Here is a 23,969-nt window from a genome sequence, read left to right as displayed (position 1 = left end):
GGATCTCGTTAGCCTTTGGTTATGAACGAACGATGGAGGTTTCTGCTTTCCCGCGAGGGTCTCAAGGGGGATCTCTTCGGCGGTTTGACCACAGCGATTGTTTCTCTGCCGCTGGCGCTGGCTTTTGGCGTCGCATCCGGCGCCGGCGCACAAGCTGGCCTATACGGGGCCGTTTTGGTGGGTCTGTTCGCCGCGCTGTTTGGCGGCACGCGGACGCTCATTTCCGAACCCACGGGGCCAATGACCCTGATGTTCACCGCCGTCCTGACCAACCTGTCCGCCAAGTATCCAGACCACGCGCTTCCCCTCGGATTTACTACGGTCATGATTGCTGGACTGACCCAAATCGCGGTCGGAAGGCTTAAACTGGGCCGCTTCATCACCCTGATGCCCTATGCCGTGGTATCGGGCTTCATGTCGGGTATCGGCATCCTGCTGATCCTGCTGCAGATACCCGCCTTTCTCGGGCACCCAGCCCCTGGCGGCGGCGCCGTCGGCATCGTGAGGCAATTACCCGGGCTAGCTGTTGACATCAAATGGCCTGAATTTGCTCTGGCTGTGGGGGCCTTTGCCTTTCTATTCCTGGTCCCGTCTTCTTGGCGCCAATGGATCCCGCCGAACCTGATTGTCCTGATAATGGGTACTGCGCTGTCCACACTCTGGTTGGGAGGTGTGGATCTCCGCCGACTCGGCACAATCCCGACCGGTCTGCCCAAATTCCAACTGCCTATCGTAGATCCAGATCTTCTCTTCGTGGTCGTGTTGGACGGCATGATTCTCGGGCTACTGGGATGCGTCGATGCCCTGCTGACCGCCAAAATCGCCGACAGTCTGACGCGGACTCAACACGATTCCAACCGCGAATTGATCGGCCAGGGGATTGGCAACCTCGTATCGGGGCTGTTTGGTGGCCTGCCGGGTGCCGGCGCCACCATGGGTACGGTCGTCAATATTCAGAGTGGCGCCAGCACACCGCGTTCTGGGGTCTTCCGCGCATTGATTCTACTTGCGATCGCCGCAGCGGCCGGTCCCCTCCTCTCCAACGTGCCGCTCGCGGTCCTAGGCGCAATTACAGCAAAGGCGGGCGTCAGCATTCTCGATTGGAGCTTCATGCGCAGAGCCCACCGGGTCTCGATGACCTCTACCTGTCTGATGTATGGCGTCCTGCTCCTGACCGTGTTCGTGGACGTTATCGTCGCGGTCGGAGTGGGGATGTTCATCGCCAACATTCTGACCATCGACAACCTGTCGAAATACCAACAGTCGATGATCAAAACCATTGATCCCTCATCCCACGAGGGCGTGGCGTTGACCGATGAAGAGCGCACGTTGTTCGAACTCGCCCACGGCAGGGTGGTTCTGTTCCACATGAGCGGCCCGATGATTTTCGGCGTCGCGGATGCGATTTCGCGACAACACGCTGCGATGAAGGATGCCAGCGTCCTCATTCTGGACTTGAGCGATGTGACCATTCTCGGCACTACAGCCGGCCTTTCGATCGAAAACGTGATCCGCGATGCGCTGGCCGGCGGCGCCCATGTCATCGTCGCGGGGGCCAAGGGCAAGGCGCGCGACCGGCTTCAGCGCCTCCAGTTGCTGGGAGAAGGTTCTCCTGTACAGGACTGTCCCACTCGGATTGACGCGCTAAAGGCCGCCCTCGCGATCTTGCCCCGGGACGTCGGCTGAATCGATTCCATCTCGTGCCTGCTGCCGCATTTCGTCGACCCGGGCTCCCTGCACGCGCCCGGCGACGTGACCCACCCCAACTGCGCCCCACGTAATCCAGGAGAACGGAACCACTTTAACCAAACCGCCCCCGATATAGGTGGCATACGCCGGATAGAGAATGTGATAGCCCTCTTTTTCGGCCCGGGCGTCTGCATTCTCGCGCAAATATCCGAGCGCATCTCCGGTGGCCTGCGCCTCGTGGTAAAGGGAGACTCCGGGGATCAGATAGACGGCGGCGTAGAGTCCCTTCCTTCTGCGTTTCGCAAAATCCTTCGCGTGTCCCCCCTCGTGTAGTGCGATCGCCGGCACATCGGAATAGAGCGAAATCGTGTCCGTGTAGGGATTGTAGTTGTCTCCACCAAAGATTCGGCCGGGCACGAGGGTATAGTAAAGCCAGGAGAGTGTGCCGAGCGTATAACGCCAACCCCACCCAACCTCGCGGTTCCGCCGGAGGCGCCGCCACTCGTCGATCGGCGCGTACTGGTTGAGGCGTACTTTGACTTCAGTCAGTCCGTTGACCGCGAGATATTCGCGAATCGCGGCTTCGGTTTCATTGCCGATGTTATGATTGTCGACTTTCAGGTTCAGCAACAGGATCTTTGATGGGATCCCCACTACCCAGCCGATTCCATCGATCAGGAGATTGGGCCTGCCCCGTTCAATCTGCTCTTCCCCTGGCGGAATTTTGTCGACTGCAGGGCCCATCCCCGTCCGGTCAACGCCGTAACGATAAGGAACAGTCGCGCACCCAGACGCGAACAAAGCAGAGGCCAGTATCAACGCAAGCCTCCTCGCGCGCATTCGCATGGTCTTTTCTATCGGACTAATCATAAATTTTGAATTTCGATTAGGGACTGATCCAGCGCAATCGAAATGCGGCAACTGGGCTTGATCCCGTGACGGGGAACACGAATCGGGCATCGTCGAGGATTTGAGTCAGAATTGGCGACCATGCCGTGATGTCGACCTCCGCCTGCTCCACAACAATTCGTTTGCCGCGTGCCAGCAGAGAGTCGATTCGCATCGGCTCCAGCCCCCATGCCAATCGGATCGGAGGAAACAAGGCCTCGCGAAGACCCGCCGCAGGCGAATTGGCGCTGCGATCCCAATAAAAATACAGGGCTTTCCAATCCCAGAGCGCCCACCCGAGCCCCAGACGATCCATCTCTTCTCGAAATTCCCGAAGATGCCGCGCGCGGGATGAGGCATCGGCCTTGGCGATGCAGCCAAATTCACCGACGTGGACCGGACGCCCGTAATACCGCGACCAAGCCGCTGCATGCCGCAGCAGGTACACGAAGGCGTTGCTGCTGCAAGGGTTTCGTTCGCTCGGAAGCGAATTGTACTGCTCGAACCATTCAACCACGGCCGGGTCGGTTGCCGAGGTCGGATGCGGAGACATTGGCGCCGGCGGGGGACCCGGATAGACGAGATTTGTGGTCAGCGCCTGGTAACCAACCCATGTGGCGCCCTGATTTGCGAACAGAAAGGGCTCGTAGGAGTGAATCGTCACGACTAAATTCGAGTCTTGGATCGGCAACCGCAGGTTGCTCAGTTCTTCCACATGGTTGAAAGCGCCCGGTCCCACAAAAATCAGCCGCTCCGGATGAAGATTTCGAATGCGCGGGATCAGATACGCGTAGACCCCGTTCATGAATTCGGTCGTCGCCCCGCCGTGCGGCTCATTGAGAATTTCGAACGCGAGATTCGAGGGCGCTCCGGCGTACAGGGCCGAAAGCTGGTCCCATATTGCATAAAGCTTGTTCGTCCAAGCCGGCGGATTTGAAAAGAACTCGTCGAAGTGGTGAACGTTCACAATCACGCCCAGGCCCCGGGCGATCGCGCCGGTGACCACGGCGTTCACCTGCTGGAAAAAAGTGTTGGAAATCACGTAGTCCGGCGCCGGACCGGTATGCGCGCTCCACCGAACCGGCACCCTCACGTGGTCAAATCCCTCGGCAGCAATCGCATCGAGGTCGGCCGGGCCGATGGGCCCTCCGCCCCAATCGGCGCCTGGTGGCGCTTCAAACCAGTTGGCTAGATTCACGCCGCGCATGAAGCGCCGGCTGGCTTCATGGGCAGGGGTATTCGTGGCCTCAATTCTCTGCGAGTCGATATACCCCTCCGGAATGGCAGCGCGCGCCCAGGCTCGAATTTCCACGGGAACGCCTGCGGTAACACTGATGATGGTCCGCAACCGGCGGTCATGCCAGACGGATACGGCGCGCGCGCCGTCAACCGGCGCCGGATTAGTTACAAGAGTCACCGGTCCGCCCCAGGGATTGAACCAGCCCACGGGCGAACCGCCCGACATCACCTCGAAACTCCCGTTCGAAACCGATGCGCCGATGGCGGTCACGGCGTCCCACAAGACCTCCTGCCGGTAAATCGTTCCAGATGGCGACATCTCCCATTGTCCCAGCAGGTCAAGGACAACCGTTCCACTGTTCGATGGCACGAAGGACAGGCCGATGGAGGTCCATTCAAAATGGCGGATGGGCCAGGTCGCCACATAAATCCGTGGTCGTTCGCCTGCCGAAACCCAAGAAGCCCGCCGGATCGAGCCGCCTCCATCGGTGGACGCTCCGTAGTGAATGGCGCCCACTTCGGGCTCGGCATACACGTCTAATCGTGCGACTTTGGCCAATTTCGGCGGATTCGACGGAGCGGCGACGACCGCCACGACTAAGGCAAACCATATACCGCCAATCGCGACGAACGGCACACGGGTGCTCTCTTGTCCCATACCTTCCGCCCTTTCGGTTGGCGCAACCTGTTCAGCTATTCGGAATTTCAAGCGGAATCCATCTCCCTCCGCCTTGAACGCAATCGCTGCCGATAGGGGCGAAGGCGCCTCCGCGGATTCTACATCCAGCTTGAAAGAATACCCGAATTTGATGTCGGTAAATCAGCCGACATCGACAATAGCCGGATCGTAGTCCTCCGGAGGCTCAAACCCCAGCAGCCTGAGGCATGTGGCCGCCAGACTCGTGATCCCGAGGCCGCCCCTCCGGCCCGCCTCGGAGAGTCTCGCTTTGGACACCCCCGCGGGGTCCCAGATGAAACACGGCACGGGATTCAGCGAATGGCTCGTCTTGGCCTTCGGTCGGCCCGTCCGCGGATCGAGGACAATTTCGCCCTTCTTGTTGCGCTCAAACATGTCATCCGCGTTGCCGTGGTCGGCAGAAAGTACCAGAATTCCCTGCGCCTCGCGAATCGCCTCCATCAGACGGCCCACCGACAGATCAGTCGCTTCGACCGCAATTTGCACCGCCTGGGGAACGCCCGTGTGCCCGACCATGTCCCCGTTCGGATAATTGATCCGGATGAATCGGTGCTTGTTCGCCCGAATGGACTCAAGGGCAACGTCCGTGATCTCGGCAGCCTTCATCCAGGGGCGCTGTTCAAAGGGGACGCGGTCGGATTTGATTTCTACGTACTCTTCGAGTCGTTCGTCGAACTTTCCCGAGCGGTTTCCGTTGAAAAAATAGGTGACATGCCCGTATTTCTGCGTCTCGCTGACGGCAAGAATCGAGACGTCGGAATGGACCAAATACTCGCCCATCGTCCGGTCAATCGCCGGAGGTGGGACGAGGAATTTTTTCGGAGTATGCGTGTCGCCGTCATATTCCATCATGCCGGCAAATTTCACGCGCGGCCGCGGGCCGCGATCAAACTTCGTGAACGGCTCCTCCTCGAATGCACGGCAGGTCTCAATCGCGCGGTCCCCCCGGAAGTTGACCATGATTACGCTGTCGTGCTCGTGAAGCGTGCCAACCGGCTTCCCGTTCCGCACAATGACGAATGGCGGAAGGTCTTGATCGATTATCCCCGGATTGTCGGCTCGATATTTTTCAATGGCCTCGCGCGCACTTGAGAACTGAGGTCCGATGCCGCGCCAATGGATGTCCCAGCCGCGCTTGACCATGTTCCAGTCCGCTTCGTAGCGGTCCATCGTGATCACCTGGCGTCCGCCGCCCGAGGCGATCGCATAATCGTACTCTCCGCCGCTCAGCTCACGGAGCAGCGCCTCGAGCTGGTCAACATAGGTCAGCGCCGACTGAGGCGGCACATCGCGACCGTCGAGGAGAATGTGGCATCGCAGCCGCCGAACACCGGCCGCCCGAGCCTCGCGAATCAGCGCGAACCAGTGTCGAATATGGCTGTGCACGTTGCCATCCGACAACAGGCCGAGCAAATGAAGTTGTGAATTGTGCTTCAGCACGTTGGCGATCAGTTCCTTCCATGTCTCCCCCTCGAAGATCGACCGGCTCTCGATCGCCCGCTCGACGAGGCTGGCCCCCTGAGCAAAGACGCGGCCCGCCCCGATCGCATTGTGGCCAACCTCCGAATTACCCATGTCCTCATCGGACGGCATCCCGACGGCCGTACCGTGCGCCTTAAGCTCCGTGTACACCGCGTTCTGCCGAAGCCAATCCCAGTTCGGTTTAAAGGCCGACGCGACAAAATCCCCTTCGCGGTATTTGCCGATGCCAACGCCATCCATGATCGCCAGCACCACGGGACCGCGGGGCCCTGAAAAAGACGACAATCGATTGAGAGGCGGCATAAGATTCCCTTCGCTTAACGGTTCGTTGGCGCGATGGTAGGCGCAGCGGATTACCAATCAAGCCTTTCAGCGCAATTAGGTTTTCCCTCTGCAGGTTCCATGGTATGATAATAGGTGGGATGAAGCACCACCCGCGAACACCGCCGCCCATCATCAACTATGGCCGTTTCCGACTCGACTTCCCAAGCCGGAACCGCCCGCTGAAAGACAACCTGAAATTTGCCGCTTTCGTCATAGTTTTGGTTCTGCTGTTCAGCCTGCTCTACCAATTTCAGGCGCGCTGGTTACGGGCTCAGAACGAACGGGCGTCGATCCCGGATCCCCGGGCGTTACTGTCCGTCCAGCCGTAGCCGGCGGTTGGCAGGTCTTCAGCCCTCGGGCTCCTTCAGACGAACCGTGTAGGTCGCGCGTTCCTCCCTCTGCGCCGGCACACGAATTTCCATACGCAATCGACCGAATTCCGTCCGGTAGGGCAGGGTCGAGCGTGTGACATCCCACCCCAAAGGGGCCGGGGGCCGCTCAACGATCTCCACGCGCACATCGGAAGCCAGTTGATTCATGAGGCGGAGCTCAATGGTCTCTTCGGCAAATCCAGCGGCCGAGCGGCTCCGGCCCAGCGACCGGCGCGCGCCGACCACGCCGGGCATGGGTCCGATCTCGATCCGTAACGGCGATCCGGACGGCGTGTGGGGCAGCCGGCCCTCCGCCAATAGCGCCAGCCGCCCGGCGCCTGAGGCAACGCGCACATGTCCTGGCGGCAACGGAACCCCCAAGCCAGCCCGCCTGTCGTTCGCGAAAGCAAGCACCTGATGCAGAGGATACCATGACCCGGTCTGCGGCACCCGTTCGCTTTCCATCAAAAAGACCCGTTCCGCCGGCGCCCGGCGCAACTGGGCAAAGCGAATGGCAGCCTCCCCACCCGCAGGAAGCGCCACGCGCTCCGGCAGGACATACAACACTGGCGGCTCCGGCTCCGGGCGGCGTGGCCGCCATAGTTCGGCCAACGGACTGTCCGGATCGAGCCAGAGAAATCCGTCAGGTCGATTCTCCGTCGCAGGCCTTCGAATGCCGGGCGCCGCCCCTTTGAACCGGATCCGCGTCGATTCAAACGGAACCGCCAATCCGTTCGATATGATGCACCGTCCCTCCAAATCGACCGACAACGGCTCCATCAAATTTGAAATGTCGCCCCGGACCACAACATCGTAATTCGCGCGCCATGCCAGCCGGTCAGTCGAATACATCACGTCCAGACGCCTCACGCCGCCAGGCCCTCGAATGCGAGCTTCCACCAGCCAAGCCTGAGGGCGAACAGGTGCCGTAGTCTGCAGCGGCCAGACAGCATTTGGGCGATCTTTTGCGACCGACTCAAACGGGCGAACGCGCAGGTCGAGCAGGCGGGCCACCCCATCCGGGTCGCTTAGCGAAATCGTTGAAACATCGATTTCGCCGGGAAGGCGAAATAGGGCGACCGACTGCCCAGCGGAAAGTTCACGCTGGTGATGCTCAACGACAACCGCCCGGTCTTCTCCAACCACCATCGATACATCCATCGGCGCGGACGGTAGCGCGGCAGCATACACGGCAGAGAAGCGCATCCATGCTGCGGCCGCAACCGCTGTCGACCGGAAAAACCTGGAGAGTGCTCTCCGCCACAGCATGAGCCCTCGCTTCATCGGAGGGGTCACCAACGGTAGCGCACGGTGTAGTGAATCGCCCGGCGCCCGCCGGGCTTCAACTCGGCCCGAAACTCAATGGTCTGCGGGCCAGTCTGCTGATATTCCGCGTCGGCTTTGACGATTTCATAGTCCGGCCAGCGATATAGATGCTCGACCACGCGAATCTCGGCGGGCTGGTCCGATTCGTTCGCCAGTCGGATTTCAAAAGATTCCTCATACTCGTGGAGTGGCCGGATTTCCACATAGCCCGTACGTTCGCGCTCGCCGCGGAGCCCGACGGCGGGGCCAACGCGGACGGAACCCCGTCCTCCGGACAGCACGGGCGCCATGACCTCTTCGCCCACCAAATCCACGGATCCATCGGACCTTTGCTGATATAGCCGGATCAGTCCCTGCGGGAAGTTGACGCCCAACCCGACGGCGCCCATGTTCTCGAATTCAATATGCTCGTCGACGGTGGTGTGGTACTCCGTCCCATAATTCCAGTCGTTCCTCCGGTTTCGCTGGAACCGATCAAATCTCACGCCGTCGTAGACGTAAAAGCGCCGAATGGGAACCGAATCGGACGCCGCCAACGGCAACAAGACCCATTCGCCGTCCCGAAGGCTCACCTTTTGTTCGAGTGCATGCGACTGCACAGGCGATAGCGTCGCGATCATCCGCTCCTCGCGCGGCTGCGGAATCCTGTAGGAGTATCGCTGCGGCGCCGGTTCATCCGATTGCGGAGCCCCCGCCGACCGGCCGCGCTCTGTCTCCAGGAGCGTCACCGCAGCGTCAGAAAAATGACCGCCGGACCGGTTTTCGATTAGGATCCGCCCCATGATCCTCGCGGACCCGCCATCCGGCCGGACCACCGCGTCGTAGAAGGCCCGCCAAGTAAGTCCGTCGAACTGGTACGACAGCCGAAAGTTTTGCTGGCCATCCGCGGCGAGCCTTGCGCGCCAGAGCAGCGTTGGCGCGGCAACCAGCGCGGCCCCGCCGTCGGGGAAGTGGATGCGCGCGGCTTCCGCGGGAGAAAAAAACGCAGCCACGGAGCCGTCCGTTTTCGACAATACGAGGGGGACCGACGGGCGAGGCGGCTCTTTCCAATCGGGCAGGCCGATGATTCGGCCCTCCACCGCAGCGGCGCCCTGCCCGACAGTAACCGTCCGGTTCAGATAGCGCCGCAACATTCGGGATGACTCGGCCAGATCATGCTCGAAACGCTGTTCCAGAATGTCGATGCCAGCGCCACCGGCAGCGGGCGTTACGCTCACGGTGGTGGGGTCTATCCTCGCCGGCAGGTCGCGCACGCGCAAAAGTACGGTTCCGGCAGGCGCGGTGACCTGCCGCAGCTCAAACGCTAGCGCGCGACCCGTATCGTACAGGTGCAATGAAACCTGGCGCGGGCCGGTGACGTCGACCGTAGCAGCCACCGCAATCCGACCCGCGCACATCGCCGCGGCAATCCAGAACCAGTATCGACTCTGCATGCGTCAATCCTCCCGCCGAGCGGCACGAGGCGCTTTATTCCGCTCCGGCATCTTCCGGCCGTGGCCGGAAATAGGGCGAAAGAACCTTCTGCGCCGCCACCGCTCCTGCGACAATCAGCACAACCGAAACCGCCGCCAGACCGTAAAAATGCGGATCCGGTTTTTTCATTAGCTTGCCCCAGGATGCATACATCCATGAAGAGGGCAACATACCCAGAAACGTCGCCATAAAGAAACGGCCCCGGCTCAACCGGAGCGCACCCGCCAGCACATTGGTCGCCACAAAGCTCGAAAGGGGAAACGCGCGCAGCAGAAACAGGACCAGGAACTGGCGGTCCCGCGGGATCTGAACATGCTCCAGCCCGAGCCGGCGCTTCACCCGCTCAGACGCCGGCGCCAGCAGCGTCCTGGACAACATGAAATGGAGCCACGCGCCGATCGTCGACGCCGCCGTCGACAACAAAGTGCCCCAGCCCACTCCATAGAGGAGGCCCGCAAGAAAGGCAATCGGCCAGCGCGGCAAAAACATCAGCGGTGTCACGATCCCAAGTGCCATGATGATTGCCACCCCGTGGGGGCCCATCCGATCCGCCAGTTCCTGCATCGAGGAGGTATTGAAATATTCGCCGATGTGCGTGTAGTGGCTCGCGGCGATCCCCGCGACTGCCACAGCGAGGAACACCGCAAGCCGACGCATCGCGGAGAGGGCCGTTCCACCCGGCGTCGGTTCGATCGGCTCGCTCATAGGTCAGCAACGTATCGGCTCGTCGAAGCGTTGCCAACCGTGGAGTTGGCCCGCATCACAGCCCCTCGGGCAGCGGCCGATTCCGCGGCAAATCTGTTTCATGAAGTGGCCGCGAATAAAAGGGGTACGCCGCTTCAAGCGCCCCCGGAGGCCGAATTTTCCACCGCTTGTAACTCCACACCCACGCCTCCGGGTATGCCCGGATCAAGGCGGACAGTTCAGCCGCAATCCGCGCCGTGGTCGCGCGGACGACCTCCTCATCTGTACCCCCGCTGGTTTCCAACGGCACATGAACGACTGGCGTCGCCCGATAGCGGCCGCCTTCCACGGGAATGGCCGCCCCCACGTAAATCGGCGCGCCGGTCCGCAGCGCCAACAGCGCGGGCGCCGTGGATACGGGCGCGGGCAAGCCAAGAAAGTCGACAAAAATTCCGCCCTCCACCGGCTTTGTGTTCTGGTCCAGCACCAGCGCGATTTTGCGGCCACTGCGCAACGCCCGAAGCAGCGACCTCACGGCGCCTTTGCGCGGAACGATTTCCTGCCCAGTCACCCGCCGAAGGTTTACAAATAATTCATCCACGCGCCGGTTTTTGATCGCCGCGGCCACGCTCACCAGCGGCTCGCCCGTCCGCAGACTCAACGCCATCCCAAGCGCTTCCCAGTTGCCAAGGTGCGCCGTCACGCAAATCGCGGGGCCCGGCCGCAACAGCGCGTCATAGGAGGAATCTAGCTCCACAAGTGATGCGAGCCGCTTCCCGGCGTCGCGACCGAGCCAGAAGACCTCCAACATCGACTGCGCAAACGTCTGCAACGATCGCTTCAAGATGCGGCGGCGCTCCCGCGGCGAACGTTCCGGAAACACAATCGCCAGATTGGCCTCGGCGATGCGGCGCGTACGCCCTCTGCCCACGTAGTAGGCCAGCGATCCCAGCGCCCGGGCCGTCCGAATCAGGGCGCGGCGCGACATCCGTGGAACTATCCATATGGCGGCCCGCGCAAGCCAGACCTCCGGAGCGGCGCGGATCGTTCGAAGGCGGGTCATGTCGTAGTGGTGAGCCGGGAGGGAATCGAACCCTCGACCACAAGATTAAAAGTCTCGTGCTCTACCAACTGAGCTACCGGCCCGGACCAGACCCGTAATCTATAGGAGATTGACACACGTTTGTCAAAAAACCCAACGTCCGCGCCCCGGTACTAACCCTCAGCCTCCCCCAGGCCTAAACTCGCCGCGCAAAATTTTCCATCGTATGGAAAATCAATCGGCGACCATTTCCATTCCATGGAATTTACAGACCATGGAAAAACCCGGCTATTTCGGCACAACACTGCCCGACGGCCAATTCGATCGGACCAAGATATCTTATGATGCCGCTTAGGCAGCGTAGACCGAAGGTGCGGCGGATCAGCAACGTCTCGCGCACTAGAAAGGCGCCACTTACTTGGCCTCTTGAGGTAGGCGTTCGATGATTTCCGACCGCGCCAGTGTGGGCCGCCGCTCGACGATTCGAATCCTCACCCTGTCGCCGGGGCGGGAGTCGGGCACGATGACCGCCAATCCATCGATTCGCGCTACCCCATTTTTGTCCGGGTTGCGGATTTCGCGTTCGCTCACCACAACTTCGAATTCTGCCCCTTCGACAACCCGCGGCGCCCGCCACGGCCGCGCCTCGGACGGACGTGTGCGTCCAGGCTCTTCAGCCCATATTCTTCTCAGCAGCTTCCCCGTCCAATAGCGCTCCCGTTTTGACGTGATTTCGAAGACAACACGCTCGCCGGGCTGGGCCCCTGAAATGTAAACCGGGGTCCCTTCGACGTAGACCAGTCCGTCTCCCTTGCTCCCGAGCCGCTCGACCACACCCGTGTAGACTTCTTGCGGTTCGGTTATGGAAACTGTCGGCTCGACTGACGACGGCTTCCTCGCTGGTGAGATCGCCGTATCAGGAGGTATGGAGGTCTCGAGGCTTAGAATTTTCGCATCTGCGGTGGTCCGATATACGCGGGTCACCTCAACCTCAACCACCTCGCCCGATGTACCGCCGCGTACGTAGGTCAAGGTTTCCCCAATCCGCGCGAGCATCCACGCGCCATCGGGAGATTCGCCGAGGAGCCGAACGCGGTATCGCTGGCCGACTTCCGGCTTCAGACTATTGGTCTGTGTCGCGTCAAGAATCTCGCCGGCGCTGACGGAGGTCCCTGCATCTTCCCGCGTCCCGAGAATGGAAACCTCCTGCTCTGGCGCCCGTTCATCGCGAGCGAGCACCAAGCCCATCGGAGCGAACATTACGGCGGCGGCCAATAAAAAGAAGGAAATCCGCCTGCACGGGGGCATCGCGGTCGGCTGTAGCGGTGTTGATTCGGATCCCATGGAACGCCCGAAGCATGTAGCATCCGCGGCATTAGGCTAAGAATCGCCATCCTGGGGATCAATAGCGATTCCGATTGAAGTCCAAGCTCAAGATCCCCGTCCCGGCAACAGCAGACCAGGGTTAGCCCTTGGTCAGCATGTCTTGTCGTTAGCTCGCCAAACGGACCGGCAGATTAGCGCACGGCTGCATGTCCCAAGTGTTGCTGCAGTTTCAGCTCCAAATCCCGCTCGTACAGGGCCTGAACCAACGGATCGAGCTCCCCCTCCATCACTCGGTCGAGGCTATAAAGAGTCAAATTGATCCGGTGGTCTGTCACGCGATTTTGCGGGAAATTGTAGGTGCGGATCCGCTCACTCCGGTCCCCGGAACCAACCTGCGCCCGGCGCTCGCCGGCCAGCCGGGCCTGTTCTTCCGACCGGATTCGGTCCAGGAGCCGCGCCGCAAGCACCTTCAGCGCGCGCTCCCGGTTTTTGTGTTGGGACCGCTCATCCTGGCATTGCACCACCAGTCCGGTCGGTAGATGCGTGATCCGCACCGCGGACTCCGTTTTGTTGACCTTCTGCCCGCCTGCGCCCGAGGCGCGGAAAAGGTCGATGCGTATGTCTTCCGGCCGGATGACGACCTCGTCCGTCTCCTGCGCTTCGGGCAGCACGGCGACCGTTGCCGCCGAAGTGTGAATGCGTCCTTGAGCCTCGGTTTCGGGGACGCGCTGGACCCGATGGCACCCGCTTTCGTAGCGCAGCAACCGGTACACGTTTTCTCCTTCGACGCTGAAGATGATTTCCTTGAAGCCGCCGAGATCAGACGGGCTGGCGTCGATGACGGCGACCCGCCAACCGCGCGATGCTGCAAACTTTGAATACATGCGGAAAAGATCCGCGGCAAAAAGGGCCGCCTCTTCGCCACCCGTGCCGGCGCGAATTTCCATAATGGTGTTGCGGCTGTCATCCGGGTCTGGAGGAAGCAGGGCCAGTTTCAGCGCATGTTCCGCGGCTGGCAGTTCCGACTCGATACGCACGACCTCGGACCGCGCCATATCCCGCAATTCGGGTTCATCGGAATTTGAAAGGGCGACCGCTTCGTCCCGCTCGCGAAGGAGCCGAAAATAAGTGTCCGCCGTTTCGCGCACTCGCTGAAGGTTTTGGTGCTCAGCGAGCAGCGTCCGGTACCTGGCTTGATTGGCGACAGTGGCGGGATCTGCCAGCTCGGCTTCCAGGACGGCAAGCCTCGACGTCAACTTGTCGATATAGGCAGGGTCAATCATAGCGGGGAGACCGGGAAATTGTAGCCAATCCCAGTCGACGGCCCGAACTACGATGAAGAGGAGAAAGTCCGGCGAGCGTCACTCTTCTGGCGGCATTCGCCCTGTCCACATGCGGGGCAGACAATCTCCTCTCCGTCAGCCGTTGTTGTCTGCGCCCGCCCGCAGGTCTGGAAACCTCGACCGCGAAGTAGAATACCGATCGATAATCCCAGAGCGCACAGACCCAGGATCACAACGATGGCAACCAGATATGCCGCGAATGTACTCACATTCGGAACCGTACGCGCGTGACTCTGTGAGGTCAAGAGCGCGGCGGCTGCTGATGGGAGCACCCGGCTGAAAAAATCATCGCGTTCCCTTCGGATGAATTCCAAGATAATCGCCTATGGTCCGGAAACCGATCCGAGAGTTCAGCGAAATCGATTGGGATACCTGGGCGCCCGCCGAGCGGGCGACGCTCCTGTTTGTTATTCGCGGTGGCAACATCCTGTTCATTCGCAAGAAGCGCGGACTCGGCGCGGGCAAAGTCAATGGACCTGGCGGCCGGATCGACCCCGGGGAATCGCCACTGGAGTGCGCCATCCGAGAAGTTCAAGAGGAATTACGAGTCACCCCCGTCCACGTCCGGCCGGCCGGAGAGCTGCTGTTCCAATTCGCCGACGGGCATTCGATTCACGGGTACGTCTTCACAGCCGCCGACGTCCTCGGCGAGGCGCAGTCGACGGACGAGGCGGACCCCTTGTGGACCCCCCTCGATGCGATACCGTACCATGAGATGTGGGCGGACGATCGCATCTGGCTCCCACTGATGATCGAGGGCCGCCCTTTCAAAGGCCGCTTTTTGTTCGACGGCGATTCGATGCTGGGCTACGAGCTCGAGGCTGGAACACCGAACGGTTCCCGGGGGGACCATGGACGCTGATTCCCTCGCGCTGACTCTGTTGCGCGTGGGCGGCGGACTTGCCCTGTTCTTATTTTCAATCCAGTGGATGACCGAGGGCTTGCAAAAGTCCGCCAGCCGCACCTTGCGCAATCTGGTTCGACGGGCCACGAGAGGACGATGGGTCGGCGCCGCGCTCGGGATCGTGCTTGGTTTTCTTCTGCATAGCAGCGCGACAACGGTGATGGTGGTTGGTTTCCTTAACGCCGGCCTGCTCACCTTGTCCCAGGCGATCGGCCCGATTGTGGGCGCGAACATCGGAACGACGCTCTCGATGCAACTGATCTCGTTCAAGGTGGGGCACTATTTTTTCATCCCCATCCTTTTCGGAGCCATAATTCACTTCGGCTTACGGCGACCCCCGTGGAATGCGTTGGGTCAGGCGATTGCGGCGTTTGGCCTACTCTTTCTGTCCATGAATCTCATGAGCGAGGCCGTATCCCCCCATCGGGAGGCGATTCGCCCGCTGGTGGCGGCGCCACAAGGATCTGGGTTTTTCGGCCAGTTGGCCGCTCTGGCGGCTGCTGCTTCAGCGACCGCGGTGATCCAGAGCAGCGGCGCGATGATCGGAATGATTTTCGCCCTGATCGATGCTGGGGTGTTCTCATCGCTCGAGACCGTGTTTCCGCTGGTGCTGGGGGCGCACATCGGGACCTGCTCGACCGCGCTCCTCGGATCGATCGGCACGTCGGTCGAAGCAAAACGGGGAGCCGTGGCGCACCTTCTTTTCAACCTCGTCGGATCCGCGTTAGCCCTCGTCGCAGAGCCACTGCTGATTCCCCTCATCTGCGCCAGTTCGTCGGATCTGGTCCGACAAACGGCCAATTTGCACACCGCGGTGATGGTGATGACCGCCGTCGCGGTGCTCCCGATGCGCCGGCCGTTTGTTTGGCTGGTTTGCAAGCTGATGCCGTCGCGCTCGCCGCCTCAGGCCGGGAGTTATTTGGAAGATGAGGCGATCGCAAAGCCGGAGCAAGCCATCTACCTGGCGATCCGTGAACTGCAACGCGTTGCGGCGCTCTGCGAGCACACCTTCAGGCTCAATGCTGAGATCATGTTTCGACTCAATCCCCGAACGCTTCGAACGATTCGACGCAATGAAGAGGCGGTCGATGAAATTCAGACCGCCCTAAAAGACTACCTGAGGCGCCTCACCACTCGCTACCTTTCAAGACGTCAGGCCATCATGATCCAGCATCTGAACCGGTGCATGGTCGACATCGAGAGGATAGGCGACCATAATGAGAATATCGCGGATCTAACCGAACAGCGTCTGAAGACGCGCGGAGCGGCATTTCCAAGAGAAGCTCAGCAGGCTTTGTTTGAACTGTTTGAACAGGCGGATCACATCCTGCTTCTCGTGATCCGGTCCCTTGATCCGGACCAGAAGGACTTCCAAGGCATGGCCCACCAGATTCTGATCGCCCGAGACAGCTACGCCGAGCGCAGCCTCTCCGCGAAGGCGCTCCTCAACGAAAAAATCATCAACCACGAATGGGCGCCGATCGCGGGCATGTTTTTGAGCGAATACATCGCGGAATTCGACCGGATTGTCCGACACGCCAAGATGATCGCGTTAGTCGAAAGCCACCCATATTTCTGGATCAAGCGGCGCAAGCTGGAGAAAGTAGCACCGGAACTACCCGAACCGCCGCCGGCCCATCAGGAACCCAAGGATTTTCTCGACCAGCTCCACGCGGAGGGTTTTCTCTAACCCGCATGAGGGCGACACCCCGGCGATTGAACCTTATCGGCCGGAGTCATCCTTCGACGTCATTCTACGTAAACTTGCTTGAAATAGCTCCAGAAGGGATGAAATGACCTCGACGTGGGGTGACCGACGGGATTCGAACCCGCGACATTCAGGGCCACAACCTGACGCTCTGCCAACTGAGCTACGGTCACCAATACAAAGGCAAGAATCGTCTGATCGCGCTGAAAATCAACTACAATCCGAGTCAGCCAGTCGCCCCGCCTGTTGACCGAAGAATATCCGGTTAAAATGGTGGGCGTAACAGGACTTGAACCTGTGACCCCTTCCATGTCAAGGAAGTGCTCTAGCCAACTGAGCTATACGCCCGGCAAAAGATGACAGTATCGGATGCGGGCAGGGTGTCAAGACGGTCGAGAGGCCCCGACTGCGTAACAAAAACTTTATGGTGTGGCGATTGCGCCGGCGGAGCGCCGTCCGTATCGTGTTAGGTCGAAAGGAACCATCATGTCGTTGAGCGAAAATTCAGAAATCGTTCCGGAATGTCCTCCGCGGTCGGTAAACGCAATTCGCCGAACTAAAATCATCGCTACGCTCGGACCGGCGACGGAATCGCCCGAAATGATCCGCCGATTGATCGACGCGGGCATGAACGTGGCGCGGATCAACATGAGCCACGCCACGCCGGAGAGCACCCGCGCCCTGGTCAGCCGGATTCGGGAGGCCGCTGTCGAAAGGGGCAAATTGGTCGGTATTCTGATGGACCTGCAGGGACCGGCCATCCGGACGGGCGACCTGCCCACCCAGCTCAACCTGAAGCCTGGAGAGCGGATCGCCCTAACGGTGCGCGGCGAAAAGTCAGAAGAGCAGTATTCCGTGGACGTCAATTACGATCAATTGGTTGACGACATCCGCGTGGGAGACATCGTTGTCGTCGACAACGGCATGATCCAGCTCAAGGTGCTGGAGAAGCGTAGGAATCAGCTTACCTGCGAGGTGCTGACCGAAGGCGTCCTGGGCAGCCGCCGGCACATCAACCTGCCTGGTGTACGAGTGAATCTGCCCGCCCTGACGGACAAAGACATTCGCGATGTCGAGTTGGGCATCGAGCTTGGTGTGGACTTCATCGCGATGTCGTTCTGTCGAGAGGCGGCGGACGTCATGCGGCTCAAGGCGATTCTCGATTATCGAAAAGCCCCGCAGCGCGTGATCGCCAAGCTCGAGGACCAAGAGGGCGTACGCAACGTCAACGCGATCATCGACGCTGCAGATGGCGTGATGGTGGCGCGCGGCGATCTGGGCATGGAGTGCCCCTATGAAGAGCTGCCGATCATCCAGCGGCGCGTGGTCAAACAATGCATCATCCGCGGCAAACCCGTCATCGTCGCCACGCACATGCTGGAGTCCATGATTGAAAATCCCTCGCCGACGCGGGCAGAGATTACCGATGTCTCCAACGCGGTCTACGAGCAGGCGGACGCCATCATGCTGTCCGGCGAAACCTCAGTGGGGCGCTATCCGGTCAAATGCATTGAGGTGATGGATCGTATCGCGCGCCGCGTTGAACGGAGCGGCGGCGCCAACTATGCGGAGGCTGCCCGAATGGACAGCTTGGGCGCCAAGATGGTCAAATCGGCTTTCGTGCTTTCTAAGGAAGTCAATGCGGAAGCGCTGATTGTCTTCACGCGGCGCGGATCGATGGCGAGGAATGCCTCATGGCTCCGCCCCCTGCATTCTCCGCTATATGCTTTCACGGACAGCAAGATTCTGTTGAACCAGCTCACGCTCCACTGGGGGCTCACCCCCTTCTATATGGAATTCGGGGAAAACCCTGAAAGCAACTTCGCCAAGGCAGTTCAAGCCCTGAGGGACCACGGACTCGTTCGCTCCGGCAGCCGCGTTGTTGCCGTGACGGAGGTGGACGTCGGCGGCAAGTTGATCGACACCATCCTGATGGAGACTGTCGAGTGATTCGCCGCGAAGTTTCCTAGTCGGCGACCCAGGCGGTCTGTGAAGGGCGTTTTCGGGGCGGGATGCGGTCGGAGCGCGCGGTCGCGTAAATATACGCCGTCATTCCGCCGACACACTGGAGGGACGCCGGATTTGGGCGTGACGTGTACGCCTCCCGAGAACCGAAACCATTCTGGACTGAAGATTCAAAGCTTTCGGACGGGGTCGCGCGCTCGCGAAAATAGCGGCCTTGCCGGATCCATCTGAATAGTGCGCGCATCGTGGACCTCATGCGATGCGCGGCCGATTGTCGCTCGGCCGCATCAGAGCGGTACGGATTTTTCGGCCCATCCAGTCCCGACCGTGGAGCGCAGCCGCGGCGGACACCGCCGCTTCGTCATCCATCAGTTCCACCCAGCCGAATCCCAGAGAACGGCCGCTATCGCGTTCGCGGATGATCTTCGAGATTGCCACTGGACCGAAAGACGCGAACAAGTCCCGCATTAGCGATTCGTCAGCAGTGAAAGGAATGTTTCCAACAAAAACTTTTGGCATAAGATCAAAACAAACGGCTAATTTCAAAATAGTTACACTTGGTGTGCTGACTTGTCGAGCGGGAGCTCGTGAAACTGTCATGACTCTTTGAGAATGTCCCCTCGCAAATTCGATAGAAATAACCCAAGGGCGGCGGCTGGAGGGGCGCTGCCATGGGAGAACTTCGAATGGGTCAGATGGAGCGAACGGGCTGAAGGCGATGGGTCGGGAGCGGGCGTACGAGGCATGCGCAGAACGCTATTCGAGGGTTGGGCCGACAGCGCCGGCAACAGCGTTATCCTCATGATGTGTAGCTGGGCTGGTTGAGCGACGGAAATTTCCGGAGCCAACGGCACCGGCTACAGCATCATTTCCGTCCGACCCCGATACTGGTTTTCTGAGATCAGATCGCGATTGCAAATTCGAAGGCCAGCCCTTTGCGGCTGACGAATTTTTTGCGGGAGGCGCCGCCCATGTGGGGGCGGCCTGCATCGCTTGCCCTCCCCAAATGACCGGCAGAGAGGAACGGCTCATCCCGAGGGGTCGCAACGGAGGGCGCCGTTCCACCGGCGCCGTCCCGGATCATATTTTCGGACGCCGAGGAAGGCGTCCTTCCAAGTGAGGAGGAAGAGCGTCAGGGCGAAGGCGTGCTCACGCCCTACGGACGACGTTGAGCGTGAACGTGAGGATTGTGAACTCAGCGTAGGCCGTGGGGCGAGGTCTGCGGAGATAGTGCTGGCGTCGCGGATGGGCGCGCGGGCTACGGGGTCGGCATCGCCTCGTCGGCATCGCCTCCGCCCGCCCGCCTATCCGGAAAGCGGACATTTCTAACGAGTCAAAACAGAGGACATTCAGAAAGAGTTTTGACAGCGGGAGCTTGTGAAGTGAGGACAAACGAGGGCATAAACCCCACGCTGATGAACCGAACTATTGCCATCGTGGGCCGACCGAATGTTGGCAAGTCGGCGCTGTTCAACCGGATTGTTGGCCGGCGCATTGCGATCGTACACGATCAACCCGGGGTAACGCGCGACCGAATCGTGGCGGAGGCGGAGCATCGGAACCAGCGGTTCGAAGTGATCGACACTGGCGGACTGGGTGCGATTGACGGCGCGGCTCCGAGCGACGAAATCGCCGCGGCGGCGCGCGCACAGGCGGAGATCGCTATCGCCGACGCGGCAGTCATCGTTTTTGTCACCGATGCGACGGCGGGCATTACCCCGCTGGATCGGGAGGTTGCCGACCTCCTGAGAAAGTCTGGGCGCCCCGTCGTGCTCGCCGCCAACAAGGCCGACAACGAACGCCTCGACGCGCAGACGCCCGAATTTGACGAACTGGGTTTTCCCACCTTTCCCGTATCCGCGCTCCACAATCGCGGTGTGGACCGCCTGCTGAACGCGGTGCTTGAGCGCCTTCCGCCCGGCGCGTCGCCAAGCGCGGCCGAACCTCTCCGGGTAGCCATCGTCGGAAAGCCGAACGCGGGCAAATCTTCGTTCATTAATCGGGTTCTGCAGAGCGACCGCGTGATTGTATCTCCCGTTCCGGGCACCACTCGCGACAGCATCGAAATTCCCTTCACCATCGGAAAAGGGCCCCAGGTGCGGCACTACCGGCTTATCGATACCGCCGGCCTCCGCCGGCTGCGGCGAGCCGAGGATCCCATCGAGCGGTGGAGCATCCTCCGCGCGGAGCAGAGCATTGAGAGCGCGGACGTTGTGGGCCTAATGATCGACGCCGCCCAAGGGCCTACGGAACAGGACAAGAAAATTGCCGGCAAGATCCTTGACGCTCGAAAGGGCTGTGTTGTGCTCGTCAATAAATGGGATCTTGCCGCTGGAGAATCGAAAGTTTCCCAGCGTGAGTACGAGGAGGCGTTGCGCCGCGAACTCTATTTTCTGTCCTTTGCGCCCGTCGTCTTCGTGTCCTCCACCACAGGCTATCATGTGAGAAGGGCGATTGAGACGATCGATGCGGTCGCAGCGCACATTTCGACGACGATCCCGACCAGCACCCTGAATAAGATCCTGCATGACGCAGTCGCTCGGGTCGCCCCGCCGCGCGTGGGCGGGAAACGACTCAAATTTTATTATGCGGTGCAGACCGGCACGCGCCCGCTGCGCTTTTGTTTTTTCGTGAATCAGCCGGAATTGTCTGTGCCTTCCTACCAGGCGTATTTGATCGGGGCAATGCGCGAGGCGCTTGGACTGGAAGGTGCGCCCATTGTCGTTGTCTATCGCTCAAGCCATGAGCGCTAGACGTTCCCCGGATAGGGGCCGTTTGCGATGAATTCGAAACTGCCCATTTACGACATCGAAGCGACACTTGCCGACGCGTACCGCCGTTCTCGTCGCCTGCTCATCCGCGCGCCGACCGGGTCCGGTAAATCCACCCAGGTTCCTCAGATGCTGCTCAAAAACGGGTGTCTCGGCAATGGCCAGGTTGTCGTGCTGCAGCCGCGCCGCATCGCGGCGCGGCTGCTCGCGGCCCGCGTGGCGGACGAACTCGGGGTCCCGCCGGGCCGTGAAGTGGGCTATCAGGTGCGCTTCGAATCCGTGTGCTCGTCAGCCACGCGGATTCGTTATGTAACGGAGGGGATTCTGCTGCGCCAGATGGTCGCCGACCCTTCCCTTCACGGCGTATCCTGTGTCATTTTCGACGAATTCCATGAGCGCCACCTGTATGGGGACATCACGCTGGCGCGAGCGCGAGAGCTTCAACGAACAACACGGCCGGATCTCGCCCTGATTGTGATGTCCGCCACACTCGACCCCGGACCGGTTGCGGAATATTTGGCGCCATGTGAAATCCTTGAATCCGAAGGGCGCACCTTTCCCGTAGAGATTCGGTACCGAGGCAGGACGTCCTCCGGCCATCGCAAAGACGAAGACCCGGTATGGGACCAGGCGGCTGCCGCGTTTGCAGAAATCGCTCGGGCGGGCTTCGAGGGAGACGCGCTGATCTTCATGCCCGGCGCGTATGAAATTCAGCGCACCATCGCCGCGCTTCGCGAAACACGCGAATCATCTGGCCGCCTGCTGTTGCCGCTTCACGGAGAGCTGCCCCCCGACCAACAGGATCTCGCCGTTTCTCGGCATGCGCGCCCCAAGGTCGTGGTCGCGACGAACGTGGCGGAGACGTCCATTACAATTGACGGCATCCGCCTCGTCATCGATTCGGGTCTCGCCCGCATCCCGCGATATGACCCTCACCGCGGCATCAACACGCTCCTGGTGGAAAAAATCAGCCAAGCTTCTGCGGATCAGCGCGCCGGGCGCGCCGGCCGAACAGCGCCCGGGCTGTGCATCCGCCTGTGGAGCGAAGCCGAGCATCGCTGCCGACCCGCTCAGGAAGCGCCGGAGGTGCGGCGACTCGACTTGGCGGAGGCAGCCCTCGTGTTGAAGGCCGCCGGTTTCGCCGACCTTCGGAGTTTTCCGTGGCTTGAGCCGCCGGACCCGCGCAGCCTCGACCGCGCCGAAACCCTCCTGCGCGACCTCGGCGCGGCGGACGAATCGACCGGACAACTGACCGAGCTCGGCCGTCGCATGCTCGCTTTTCCAGTGCACCCGAGGTGGGCGCGGATGATGGTTGCGGCCTCCGAATACGGCGGCGCTCGACAGGTTGCGCTGATCGCAGCGCTCACACAGGGCCGGGACTTGTTTGTGCGAAATGTCGATCGCGAGACCGCCGAGCGCCGAGAAGATCTTTTTGGCGACAGAGACACGTCCGATTTTTTCCCGCTCATGCGGGCCTGGAATTATGCGCTGCAGCACAACTTTTCCACGGACGCCTGCCGTCGGGTCGGCATCCATGCCCAGGCCGCTCGCCAGGTCCTTCCGCTTTTTGAAATGTTCCTGAAATTGTCCACAGCTCAGGGACTGAACGTGGAGGCCCCTCCCGCTGATGATGTCGCCGTCCGCAAATGCATCTTGTGTGGCTTTGCAGACCACGTGGCTAGGCGAGTCGATTCCGGGACCCTGCGCTGCCGAATGGTTCACAATCGGTCCGGCACCTTGTCGAGGTCGAGTGTGGTGCAAAAGCACCCCCTGTTCGTCGCCGCGGATGTGACAGAGGTCGAGGGCCGCGAGGTGGAGGTTCAGCTTGCCCTCGCTACGGCCATTGAGCCGGAGTGGCTTGGCGAAATCTTTCCCGGAGCCGTGCGATCAGAGACGGTTGCCGTCTGGGATTCCGAATCCAAGCGGGTATTCGCTGAAAACAGAACACTTTTTCGAGATCTGATCCTTCAAGCGACCCGCTCGGACCGCCCTCCACTGGAGCAAGCAGCGAGGATACTGGCGGAGCGCGTGGCGAATGGCGAGTTGAAGCTCAAACGCTGGGATGAGTCGGTCGAAGAGTGGATTACCCGCGCCAACTGCCTCGCCGCTTGGTGCCCCGAACTAGGTCTGCCTATCCTGACAGCCGCCGACCGAAAAGAAATTCTTTCTCAAATTTGCAAAGATGCAAATAGCTATAAAGAAATCAAAGATCGCGAGATAAAACCGATTTTGATGAACTGGCTGACAGCGGAGCAACGCCGGCTGTTGGACACGCACGCGCCGGAACGAATCCGACTGCCCACCGGTCGAACGGCGAAAGTTTCTTACTCAAATGACAAGCCTCCGTACTTTTCGGCGACGATTCAAGATCTGTATGGAATGGTCCGCCTGCCTAAGGTTGCGATGGACCGAGTGACTTTAGCGGTTCAGATCCTCGCGCCAAACCAAAGGCCCGTTCAAATCACCCAGGATCTGGGGCGTTTTTGGAAGGATCATTACCCGCGAATCAAGCAGGAGTTGCAACGAAAATATCCCAAGCATGAGTGGCGATGATTTGCTTCCCAAGAGGCATGAATCCGCAAAGCAAGGCACGAATTCTGCTCAGAAATCAGTTGTGGTATGCCAGTGTTGCGGACCCTTCCATGCCTGTGTCTTGCAGCGGGTCTCTTGGCGCTCCGAGACGCAGACCCGCTCAGCCGGATTGGTCCGTCTGAGGCTTGTAGGGGGGAAGATCCCT

General features: G+C 60.6%; 17 protein-coding genes and 3 tRNA genes. 7 read left to right on the top strand and 13 right to left on the bottom strand.

From position 1 onward, the window contains the following. Positions 1 to 21: 21 nt before the first annotated feature. Entirely contained in the window at positions 22 to 1,686 is a 1,665-nt protein-coding gene (locus NZ740_03675; protein ID MCS6771105.1) for a SulP family inorganic anion transporter, read from the top strand. Here NZ740_03675 and NZ740_03670 read toward each other — a convergent pair. The 3 genes from NZ740_03670 to gpmI all read right to left on the bottom strand — a co-directional run bounded on the left by NZ740_03670 (position 1,645) and on the right by gpmI (position 6,298). Then, complete coding sequence (locus tag NZ740_03670; GenBank protein MCS6771104.1) at positions 1,645 to 2,433, bottom strand: hypothetical protein; 789 nt, start codon at positions 2,431 to 2,433, stop codon at positions 1,645 to 1,647. The two genes, NZ740_03675 and NZ740_03670, sit on opposite strands and share 42 nt — an antisense overlap. Positions 2,434 to 2,575: 142 nt before the next feature. After that, complete coding sequence (locus NZ740_03665) at positions 2,576 to 4,474, bottom strand: cellulase family glycosylhydrolase (GenBank protein ID MCS6771103.1); 1,899 nt, start codon at positions 4,472 to 4,474, stop codon at positions 2,576 to 2,578. 162 nt (positions 4,475 to 4,636) lie between these two features. Continuing rightward, a complete protein-coding gene (gpmI, locus tag NZ740_03660) occupies positions 4,637 to 6,298 on the bottom strand; it encodes a 2,3-bisphosphoglycerate-independent phosphoglycerate mutase (GenBank protein MCS6771102.1) in 1,662 nt (553 codons plus the stop codon). Positions 6,299 to 6,417: 119 nt separating this feature from the next. Between gpmI and NZ740_03655 the strand changes: the two genes are divergently transcribed. Further along, on the top strand, positions 6,418 to 6,648 hold the full coding sequence (locus NZ740_03655) for a hypothetical protein (GenBank protein MCS6771101.1): 231 nt from the start codon (positions 6,418 to 6,420) through the stop codon (positions 6,646 to 6,648). Between the two features lie 18 nt (positions 6,649 to 6,666). Here NZ740_03655 and NZ740_03650 read toward each other — a convergent pair whose 3' ends face one another. From NZ740_03650 to prfA, 7 genes are all read right to left on the bottom strand, one after another. Beyond that, on the bottom strand, positions 6,667 to 7,896 hold the full coding sequence (locus NZ740_03650; protein ID MCS6771100.1) for a hypothetical protein: 1,230 nt from the start codon (positions 7,894 to 7,896) through the stop codon (positions 6,667 to 6,669). A gap of 86 nt (positions 7,897 to 7,982) precedes the next feature. Continuing rightward, entirely contained in the window at positions 7,983 to 9,449 is a 1,467-nt protein-coding gene (locus NZ740_03645) for a hypothetical protein (protein MCS6771099.1), read from the bottom strand. Positions 9,450 to 9,483: 34 nt separating this feature from the next. Further along, complete coding sequence (locus tag NZ740_03640; protein ID MCS6771098.1) at positions 9,484 to 10,194, bottom strand: VTT domain-containing protein; 711 nt, start codon at positions 10,192 to 10,194, stop codon at positions 9,484 to 9,486. A gap of 55 nt (positions 10,195 to 10,249) precedes the next feature. Next, positions 10,250 to 11,236, bottom strand: coding sequence for a hypothetical protein (locus NZ740_03635; protein MCS6771097.1), 987 nt, complete (start codon positions 11,234 to 11,236; stop codon positions 10,250 to 10,252). Positions 11,237 to 11,243: 7 nt separating this feature from the next. Next, positions 11,244 to 11,319, bottom strand: a tRNA-Lys gene (locus NZ740_03630). Between the two features lie 310 nt (positions 11,320 to 11,629). Further along, positions 11,630 to 12,559 (bottom strand): TRAM domain-containing protein, encoded by a 930-nt coding sequence (locus NZ740_03625; protein MCS6771096.1) that lies wholly within the window; start codon positions 12,557 to 12,559, stop codon positions 11,630 to 11,632. 173 nt (positions 12,560 to 12,732) lie between these two features. Then, positions 12,733 to 13,824, bottom strand: coding sequence for a peptide chain release factor 1 (gene prfA / locus NZ740_03620; GenBank protein ID MCS6771095.1), 1,092 nt, complete (start codon positions 13,822 to 13,824; stop codon positions 12,733 to 12,735). 385 nt (positions 13,825 to 14,209) lie between these two features. On the opposite strand from prfA, the gene NZ740_03615 reads away from it, so the two are divergent. Beyond that, the gene (locus tag NZ740_03615; GenBank protein MCS6771094.1) at positions 14,210 to 14,746 is read left to right on the top strand and encodes an 8-oxo-dGTP diphosphatase; all 537 of its coding nucleotides are present in this window, start codon (positions 14,210 to 14,212) and stop codon (positions 14,744 to 14,746) included. Further along, positions 14,736 to 16,478: a Na/Pi cotransporter family protein gene (locus NZ740_03610; protein MCS6771093.1), complete on the top strand. Its 1,743-nt coding sequence runs from the start codon at positions 14,736 to 14,738 to the stop codon at positions 16,476 to 16,478. Before NZ740_03615 ends, NZ740_03610 begins: the two co-directional genes overlap by 11 nt. Before the next feature lie 115 nt (positions 16,479 to 16,593). On the opposite strand, the gene NZ740_03605 is transcribed toward NZ740_03610, so the two are convergent. Further along, positions 16,594 to 16,669 (bottom strand) — tRNA-His (locus NZ740_03605). Positions 16,670 to 16,767: 98 nt separating this feature from the next. Continuing rightward, positions 16,768 to 16,844, bottom strand: a tRNA-Val gene (locus NZ740_03600). 138 nt (positions 16,845 to 16,982) lie between these two features. Here NZ740_03600 and pyk point away from each other — a divergent pair. Continuing rightward, positions 16,983 to 18,446 (top strand): pyruvate kinase, encoded by a 1,464-nt coding sequence (gene pyk, locus NZ740_03595; protein MCS6771092.1) that lies wholly within the window; start codon positions 16,983 to 16,985, stop codon positions 18,444 to 18,446. A 267-nt stretch (positions 18,447 to 18,713) separates the two neighbouring features. Here the strand turns inward: pyk and NZ740_03590 are convergent, their stop codons facing one another. Next, the gene (locus NZ740_03590; protein MCS6771091.1) at positions 18,714 to 18,980 is read right to left on the bottom strand and encodes an RNA-binding protein; all 267 of its coding nucleotides are present in this window, start codon (positions 18,978 to 18,980) and stop codon (positions 18,714 to 18,716) included. Positions 18,981 to 19,876: 896 nt separating this feature from the next. Here NZ740_03590 and der point away from each other — a divergent pair. Both der and hrpB read left to right on the top strand, forming a co-directional pair. After that, positions 19,877 to 21,214: a ribosome biogenesis GTPase Der gene (der, locus tag NZ740_03585; protein ID MCS6771090.1), complete on the top strand. Its 1,338-nt coding sequence runs from the start codon at positions 19,877 to 19,879 to the stop codon at positions 21,212 to 21,214. 27 nt (positions 21,215 to 21,241) lie between these two features. Then, complete coding sequence (gene hrpB, locus NZ740_03580; GenBank protein ID MCS6771089.1) at positions 21,242 to 23,785, top strand: ATP-dependent helicase HrpB; 2,544 nt, start codon at positions 21,242 to 21,244, stop codon at positions 23,783 to 23,785. Positions 23,786 to 23,969: the final 184 nt, after the last annotated feature.

It is taken from the genome of Kiritimatiellia bacterium, from assembly GCA_025054615.1.
Taxonomy (GTDB): Bacteria; Verrucomicrobiota; Kiritimatiellia; order CAIVKH01; family CAIVKH01; genus JANWZO01.
The sequence above is the reverse complement of the archived record's forward strand: the minus strand, read 5'-3'. Positions and strand labels throughout refer to the sequence as shown.

Bases quoted from the DNA above. Each gene is read 5' to 3' on its own strand.
- NZ740_03675 (MCS6771105.1), top strand. From the start codon at position 22: ATGAACGAACGATGGAGGTTTCTGCTTTCCCGCGAGGGTCTCAAGGGG.
- NZ740_03670 (MCS6771104.1), bottom strand. From the start codon at position 2,433: ATGGGCCCTGCAGTCGACAAAATTCCGCCAGGGGAAGAGCAGATTGAA.
- NZ740_03665 (MCS6771103.1), bottom strand. From the start codon at position 4,474: ATGGGACAAGAGAGCACCCGTGTGCCGTTCGTCGCGATTGGCGGTATA.
- gpmI (MCS6771102.1), bottom strand. From the start codon at position 6,298: ATGCCGCCTCTCAATCGATTGTCGTCTTTTTCAGGGCCCCGCGGTCCC.
- NZ740_03655 (MCS6771101.1), top strand. From the start codon at position 6,418: ATGAAGCACCACCCGCGAACACCGCCGCCCATCATCAACTATGGCCGT.
- NZ740_03650 (MCS6771100.1), bottom strand. From the start codon at position 7,896: ATGCGCTTCTCTGCCGTGTATGCTGCCGCGCTACCGTCCGCGCCGATG.
- NZ740_03645 (MCS6771099.1), bottom strand. From the start codon at position 9,449: ATGCAGAGTCGATACTGGTTCTGGATTGCCGCGGCGATGTGCGCGGGT.
- NZ740_03640 (MCS6771098.1), bottom strand. From the start codon at position 10,194: ATGAGCGAGCCGATCGAACCGACGCCGGGTGGAACGGCCCTCTCCGCG.
- NZ740_03635 (MCS6771097.1), bottom strand. From the start codon at position 11,236: ATGACCCGCCTTCGAACGATCCGCGCCGCTCCGGAGGTCTGGCTTGCG.
- NZ740_03625 (MCS6771096.1), bottom strand. From the start codon at position 12,559: ATGGGATCCGAATCAACACCGCTACAGCCGACCGCGATGCCCCCGTGC.
- prfA (MCS6771095.1), bottom strand. From the start codon at position 13,824: ATGATTGACCCTGCCTATATCGACAAGTTGACGTCGAGGCTTGCCGTC.
- NZ740_03615 (MCS6771094.1), top strand. From the start codon at position 14,210: ATGGTCCGGAAACCGATCCGAGAGTTCAGCGAAATCGATTGGGATACC.
- NZ740_03610 (MCS6771093.1), top strand. From the start codon at position 14,736: ATGGACGCTGATTCCCTCGCGCTGACTCTGTTGCGCGTGGGCGGCGGA.
- pyk (MCS6771092.1), top strand. From the start codon at position 16,983: ATGTCGTTGAGCGAAAATTCAGAAATCGTTCCGGAATGTCCTCCGCGG.
- NZ740_03590 (MCS6771091.1), bottom strand. From the start codon at position 18,980: ATGCCAAAAGTTTTTGTTGGAAACATTCCTTTCACTGCTGACGAATCG.
- der (MCS6771090.1), top strand. From the start codon at position 19,877: ATGAACCGAACTATTGCCATCGTGGGCCGACCGAATGTTGGCAAGTCG.
- hrpB (MCS6771089.1), top strand. From the start codon at position 21,242: ATGAATTCGAAACTGCCCATTTACGACATCGAAGCGACACTTGCCGAC.